5 protein-coding genes are annotated in these 6,949 nt (G+C 74.5%); 1 reads left to right on the top strand and 4 read right to left on the bottom strand.

What is annotated here, in order from left to right; genetic code table 11:
* From C7C46_RS34975 to C7C46_RS12465, 4 genes are all read right to left on the bottom strand, one after another.
* On the bottom strand, positions 1-655 hold a 655-nt coding region (locus tag C7C46_RS34975), incomplete at its 3' end, for a hypothetical protein (RefSeq protein WP_220040602.1).
* The gene (locus C7C46_RS12475; protein ID WP_181442317.1) at positions 652-1,692 is read right to left on the bottom strand and encodes an SPFH domain-containing protein; all 1,041 of its coding nucleotides are present in this window, start codon (positions 1,690-1,692) and stop codon (positions 652-654) included. The genes C7C46_RS12475 and C7C46_RS34975, both read right to left, overlap by 4 nt.
* 324 nt (positions 1,693-2,016) lie before the next feature.
* Complete coding sequence (locus C7C46_RS12470; RefSeq protein ID WP_146259069.1) at positions 2,017-4,734, bottom strand: Ig-like domain-containing protein; 2,718 nt, start codon at positions 4,732-4,734, stop codon at positions 2,017-2,019.
* Positions 4,735-4,889: 155 nt separating this feature from the next.
* The gene (locus C7C46_RS12465) at positions 4,890-5,519 is read right to left on the bottom strand and encodes an ArsR/SmtB family transcription factor (RefSeq protein ID WP_110668805.1); all 630 of its coding nucleotides are present in this window, start codon (positions 5,517-5,519) and stop codon (positions 4,890-4,892) included.
* Between the two features lie 108 nt (positions 5,520-5,627).
* On the opposite strand from C7C46_RS12465, the gene C7C46_RS12460 reads away from it, so the two are divergent.
* Positions 5,628-6,923, top strand: a complete 1,296-nt coding sequence (locus C7C46_RS12460) for an MFS transporter (protein ID WP_110668803.1) — start codon at positions 5,628-5,630, stop codon at positions 6,921-6,923.
* The last annotated feature ends 26 nt before the right edge of the window (positions 6,924-6,949 follow it).

Below are 6,949 nucleotides of genomic sequence, written 5' to 3'. Positions count from 1 at the left end.
TGCCGGAGCTGCCCGAGCTGTTGGCGCTGCTCACCTGCTGGGTGCGGGCCAGGTAGGTGTCGTAGTACTTGGTGTACCGCCACTCACCCGACTCGTTCTGGAACCAGTAGACCGAACCGTCAAAGCCCTGCTTCATGCCGGAGCTGTCAGAGCTGCCGGAGCTGTCCGCCTTCTGCGTGCGGGCCACGTACGTGTCGTAGTACTTGGTGTACCGCCACTCACCCGACTCGTTCTGGAACCAGTAGACCGAACCGTCCCAGCCCTGCTTCACGCCGGAGCTGCCGGAGCTGCCTGCCTTCTGGGTACGGGCCACGTAGGTGTCGTAGTACTTGGTGTACCGCCACTCACCCGACTCGTTCTGGAACCAGTACACCGAACCGTCCCAACCAGCGTGGCTGGGGGCGGAGTCCGCGCGGGCCGTACCCGCGCCGAGGGACAGGCCCGCGACCCCGGCGCCCGCCAGCACCGTGGTGGCCAGGCAGGTGCTCCGGACGGTGAGCTGCAGGGTGGATATCCGGCCCGACCGCCTGGTCGGACGACACGCTCGGGCGGTCACCCGCCGGGCGCAGTACGGGCACCCGCAGCGGTGCTGCGCCGTCGGTTCCCCGATCCGCTCCTGAAACCCGATCAGTGCCGGGTCGCTGGCTATCTTCATGCTCGGTTCCCTTCCTTTCCCGCCCCGTTCCTGCTGCCGCCACTGCGGCTGACCGACCGGGCCGCGGGCGCCGGGACGGCGCTCGTCACCCCCGCCGGTGCGACGAAGGCGACCAGCAGTTGCTCCATCAGAGCGCTGCGCGCCGCCTCGTCCAGTTCCTGGGCGGTGGCCCGTTCCAGCCGCCGCACCGCCAGCGCGGCCGCCTCCACCGCGTCGTCCACCAGCACCGTGCGCAGTCCCGCGTCCAGGTCGGCGAGCCGCCGCCGGCGCATCGACTCCGCCACCTCCGGCGCGTACTCCAGCGCCAGCGGCTGCGCCGAGTAGACCTCCAGCCCGGCCGGCAGCACCTCGGCGGCCAGCGAGCGGGAGAGCTCGTCGGCGAACCACTGGCCGTCGCGCAGCGCCGGGCCGGGGGCCGCGTTGCTGTCGCACGGCAGCGTGCTGGCCACCCGGGTGAGCACCGCGTGGATCTGCTCGCGCAGGTAGACCTCGTGGTCGCGGACGCCGAACACCGCACGGGCGGTGTCCCTGATCCGCCAGACCACCAGCAGCCGGACCACGATCGGAGTTCCGGTGCGGTCGGTGACCTGGACCGGCTCGCTGCGCCAGTGCCGCAGCCGCACGTCCACCCGGCGGCGGCGCAGCAGCGGGTTCACCCAGGACAGGCCGGTGCGCCGGACCGTGCCCTGGTAGCGGCCCCACCGGCTGAGCACCCGGGTGTCGCCCCCGGAGTTGGCCAGCAGGCCGGCCAGCGCGACCAGGGCCACCAGGGCTGCGCCGGTCACCGCGGCCAGCGCCCAGTCGGTCACCGCGGCGGCGCCGGCCTCGCGGACCGCCCCGGTGCGCAGGTCCGGCAGCCCCGGCAGTTCGAGCTGCGGGAGCACCCCGACCCGCACCAGCACCACCGCGATCGAGCCGAGCGCGAACAGCAGCGCCAGCAGCGCGACCCAGCCGGGCAGCACCAGCGCCGACCGCTCGCGCAGCCCCGGGTCGGCCTTCGGGGGCCGGCGGGCCGCCACTTCGGCGCGAGTATCCACAGCCTGTGGATGGGCGGGCGCCGGGATCGGCTTCTCAGCCTTGGGGAGCGGGGTGGCTCCCGCCAGGACGGGAACTGCGGGGTGGTCGGCGGGGACGTCCACGGGGATCCTCCGGGTCGCTGAGTCAGGTAGCTGTCGGCCCGGGTCTGACGGGCGGTGCAGAGTCAGGCTAAGTACATAAAGGGACAAGTGCGACATTTACCTGTCGGCGTGTCGGCTGCATCTGACGCCTCGTCGGCAGTAAAAGCCCAGCTCACTGACGGTGCGCCAGATCCGGCCCCGGGTACCCCGAACGGAGGCACCCCGGGATCCGGATCGGCGGGCTCAGCGCGGACGCCGCCGGCTCCCGTGCCCCTGGGCCAGCACCCGGCGGGTGACCAGGGTCAGGCCGGTCAGGATCAGGAACACCCCGCAGGTGACGGCGCGCCAGCCACCCAGGTCCCCCGGCCGCCCGGCCGCCGGATCACCCGGCGGCGGCGCGAGCGCTTGCGAGGAGGAGGCTCCGGCGGGCTCGTCGGGTGGCGTGGTGTGGCCAGGGGAGGCGGGGCTGGAGGCCGTGTTGGAGCCTGGGTCACTGGAGGGGAAAGTCGCAGGGGCCGACTTCTGGAGGGCGTAGATCGCGCGCACGGTCGGTACCCGAATGGGCACGGGGGCGTCCTCGAGCACCGGCACCGGGGGGTCGGCGCTCGCCACTCCGGTGGCGGAGGGGCCGGCCGCTCCCGTGGGGGGCGGGCTGGCCACTCCCGTGGGGCTGGCGCTGCCTGAGGCACCGGGGTTCACCACTCCCGCAGGGGACGGGCTGGCCCCCTCCGCAGGGCTCGCCACTCCCGTGGCGGAGGGGCTGGCCACTCCCGCAGGGCTGGCGCTCCCCGAACTGGACGGGCTCGCCCCACCCGTGGGAGCTGGGCTCGCCCCACCCGTGGCCGACGGGCTCGCCCCACCCGTGGGAGCCGGGCTCACCCCACCCGTGGCGGACGGGCTCACCCCACCCGCCACCACCACCCGGACCGCCTCGCCCTGGGCCACGTTCCCGGCGCGGTCCACCGCCGTCGGGGTGAGCAGCTGCTCGCCCGCCGCCAGGTCCCGCTGGGCGTTGCAGGTCCAGCTGCCGTCCACCGCGACCACCGCGGAGCACAGCGCCCCGTCCCCGCCCGCGACCACGGTCACCGAGCTGCCCGGATCGCCGCGCCCGGCCAACCGGGGGCGCAGCAGGTGCAGTTGCTCGCCCGGACCGGGCACCGTCAGCACCGGCTTGGCGGGGGGCACGGTCCGCACGATCAGGGTGACCGGCTTGCCCGCCGTGCGGTTGCCAGCCGGGTCCGCCGCCGTCGCGGTGAGCAGGTGGCTTCCCTCAGCCAACTCCTCCACCGGCAGGCAGGACCAGCTCCGGTCCGCCCGCACCGCGGTCCGGCACAGCTCGCTCGCCGCCTCGGTCACCGTGACCGTGGACCCGGGCGCGCCGGTCCCGGTGAGCAGCAGACCGGGGTCGTTGGTGTACTCGGGCACCGTGAACACCGGTGGGGCGGGCGGCGTGGTGGTCACCGTGAAACGCACCGGGTCCCCCTGCAGCGTCAGACCGCCGCTGGTGGTCTCGCTCGGCCGCACCGTGTGGTCGCCCTGGGGCAGCGCCTGTCCGGCGCCGCAGCTCCACGCCCCGTCGCGGCCCACGTTGGCCTGGCAGAGCGTCACCCCGCCCTCCTGGACCGACACGGTGGCGCCGGACACCCCGCTGTCGCCGGAGAACTGCGGCTTGGGGTCGCCGACCGAGCTGCCAGGCACGGGACTGCTGATCTCCGGCTTGGCCGCGCCCACCTGAAGGTCCACCAGCTGGTCCTCGACCTCGCCGGCGTCCGCGAAGCCGTTCGGCGAGACCACCTGGGCGGGGTCGCGGGCGATCCGCAGCCGGGCCCAGGTCTGGCCGGCCGCAACGTCCGGCGGCACGATCCACTCCAGGGTGGCGCTGCCGGCACCGGGGTTGATGTCCACCTGGGCCCGCTCGGCGGCGTCGAAGGTGCCGTCCCGGCGGAAGTCGATCCAGCCGGCCAGGGTGGCGGGCGACTGGCCGGGGCTGACCGGCACGGTGAGGTCGTAGAAGCGGCCGATCGCCGCGTCCTTCGGGAAGTCCAGGGTCGGGTCGTTGGCGGTGTGCTCGACCCGACCGGGCTGGATCTCCGGCGGCGCGGGAAGCGGGGTGCCGGCGCCGGTCCGGTGCGCCAGGCCGGCGGTGGGGACCGGGGAGACCGCGTCACTGCCGAGGAACAGGTCGGAGATCACGTGCGAGGCGTTGCCGTAGCCCGCCGGGGCGCTGCCCAGCGCCTCGTCCAGGCTGACCGTGAAGGCCTGGTCGAGCACCGGGACGGCGGCGGTACTGCCGGCCGGCATGGTGTCGCGGCGCTCGACCCGCAGCGTGGCGGTGTCGAAGGTGCCGTCCAGCTCCACGCTGCCGGACCGGTCCACGGTGGCGTCGGTGCTGCCGTCCTGGGCGGTCGGGCCGAGGGTGCCGTCGGCCACCGTCCAACCCTTCCAAGGGGTGCGGGCGGTGAGCACGGGGCCGGCGGGGGTGCCGCCGGTGACGCTGAGCCGCAGCGCCGCACCGGGTCCGCCGCTGCCCCCGCTACCGCCACTGCCACCGGCCAGGCCGCTGACGTGCAGTCGGGGGTTGCGCACGGGGCGGGAGAAGGTGAGCTGCAGGGTGCCCATGGTGCGCCAGGTGCCGTCGGCCTGCGGGCGGGACTGGACGGCCCGGAAGCTCTCGGCGGGCGCGCCGCTGTGCAGGCCGTCCGCGTAGCCGCCGTCGCCCAGCTTGCCGCTGGCGGCCTGCACGCTCACTCCGGGGGCGGGGGCGAAGCCGAGGTCGACGGTCAGGCCGGAACGCAGCACGGCGTGCCGGTCCGCGGTCCAACTGTCCGGGGACTGCTGCGCCTGCGAGACGGTCGGCAGCCAACCGAACGTCAGACCGGCTGCCAGGGCCGCCGCGACCACGACCGGCCGTCGGGTCCGCCGGGGACGGGGGCGGATGGTCCGTGGCGATCTCGCGGTCATGAGATCCTCCTGTGCACACGATGTGACAAGAAGTAATCACGATCTACCGCTGCGCGATCGGCACCGCCCGGCGCGCCGCCCCACAGTCCACCCGTCCGGCCGCACCGAGCCCGCCCATGCCCACACCCCCACCCCGCCGCCAGGGTGACGAGCCGTCAGTCCTTCTCGGTGTACATCAGCGCGAGCAGCTTCACGTCCACCACCGGCTCACCCGGCTCACCCGGCTCTCCCGTCCCGCCCGGCCCGTCGGAGGCCACCTCGTCCGCCGCGGCCCGCTCCAGCAGTTCGCGCAGCTCGACGCGGAGCCGGGCGGCGCGCTCGGGGGTCAGCCGGAGCACGCTGTTCCGGAACACTCCCGGGGCACCACCCTGGTCGGGGCGGGTCAGGTCCATCCGGCCGGACCGCACGGCCCGCTCGAAGTCGCGGCGGAACGAGTCCAGTCCGGCCAGCAGCGCAGCCAGCGCCTCGGGCCGCTGCGCCGAGTCCTCCGCGAAGATGCCGGCGCTCAGCCGCAGCGCGCGCTGGCACACCCGGTAGCGGCTCTCCACGATGCCCGAGACCAGCCTGGTGCCGGCCACCTCGATCAGCGCGACCTTTTCCAGCGCCTTGAGGTGCCGGTAGAGCTTCGTCTGCGGCTCGTCCAACTCGGTGGCCAACTCCTTGGCGGACAGCGGCTGCGGATCGTGCCGGTTCAACGCCCCGAGGATCGCCAGCCGGACCGGGTCGGCCAGCGCCTTGAGCGTCGCCACATCGTCTACCAGGCGTTCTTCGGCTCTCTCGCGCATCCCGTCAGTCTGGCAGGTGTTCAGGCCTTGTGGTCATGCTCACCCATCGGCAATCATTCACCTCATCATTAACCATTCACGTATCAGTGAACGCTTACTGGGGGAGAAATGAGTGACGCCCTGACCCCGGCCCCGACCCCGGCACCGACTCCGACCCCGCCAGCACCTCAATCCCCATCCACCTCACCCAGCTCACTCACCCCACCCCTCCCTCTCGCTCGCAACCGCCGCTTCCAACTGCTCTGGACCGGTGCCGCCGCCTCGGTGCTCGGTGCCCGGCTCGCCGACACGGCCTTCCCGCTGCTGCTCCTCGCCCGCACCGGCTCCGCCGCGCTGGCCGGCGCCTTCGGTGCGGTGCAGTTGGGCGCCACCGTCCTGTGCGGCCTGCACGGCGGTGCGGTGGCCGACCGGCACGACCGGCGGCGGGTGCTGCTGGCCGCCGACGGCATCCGCTTCCTCGCCACCGCCGGCGTGGTCGCGGCCCAACTGCTCGGCCGCCTCGCCGTCGCTCACCTGCTGCTGGTGGCCGCCGTGGTCGGCGCCGCGACCGCCTACGGCGGACCGGTCCGCCCGCTCGCGGTCCGCGCCGTGGTGCCGCCCGAGCAGTTGGGGCAGGCGCTGACCCAGGAGGAGCTGCGCGGCAGCGGTGCCGCGCTGCTCGGGCCGCCGCTGGCCGGGCTGCTCTTCTCGCTCGGCCGGGTCGTCCCGGTGCTGGGCACCGCGCTCGGCTCGCTGTTCTCCTTCTTCGCCACGCTGGCGGTCCGCTTCGACGGCCGGCCGGCCGGGCACCGCCGGCAGGCGGGCGACGGGAACCTCTGGGCGGGCGCCCGGGTGCTGCTCGCGAGCCCGCTGCTGCGCGCCACGCTGGGTGCGGCGCTGCCGCTCAACGTGGCGGGCAGCGCCATGACCCTGGCGGTGATCGTGCTGCTGCGCGACCGGGGCACCGGCAGCACCGCGATCGGCCTGGTGCTGGCCGGCGAGGCGGTCGGCGCGATCGCCGGCGCCTTCCTGGTGGGCCGGCTGCACCGGCTGGCCGGCCCGGGCCGACTGCTGCTGGCGGCCTCCTGGCTCTGCGTGCCGCTCACCGTCGGCCTGCTGCTGCCCGGCGGCCCCGTGACCGTGTTCCTGGTGCTGGCGGCGATGAACCTGGCGATGCCCGCACTGCGGGTGATGATCGACGTGCTGATCTTCCGCCAGGTCCCGGACGAACTGCGCGGCCGGGTGATCGCCGTCACCATGACCACCATGCTGGCGGGCGTCCCGGCCGGCACCCTGGCGGTCGGGCTGCTGCTGGACCGCTTCTCCCCCGCGACCACGCTGCTGATGCTGGCCGGCGCGCTGGCCCTGGGCCTGCTGCCCGCCAGCTGCAGCCGGGCCCTGCGTGCCGCCCGCTGGCCGGGCTGACCTGCCGGACGGACATATCGGACAGA

It is taken from the genome of Streptomyces tateyamensis, assembly GCF_003205575.1.
GTDB lineage: Bacteria > Actinomycetota > Actinomycetes > Streptomycetales > Streptomycetaceae > Kitasatospora > Kitasatospora tateyamensis.
The sequence above is the reverse complement of the archived record's forward strand: the minus strand, read 5'-3'. Positions and strand labels throughout refer to the sequence as shown.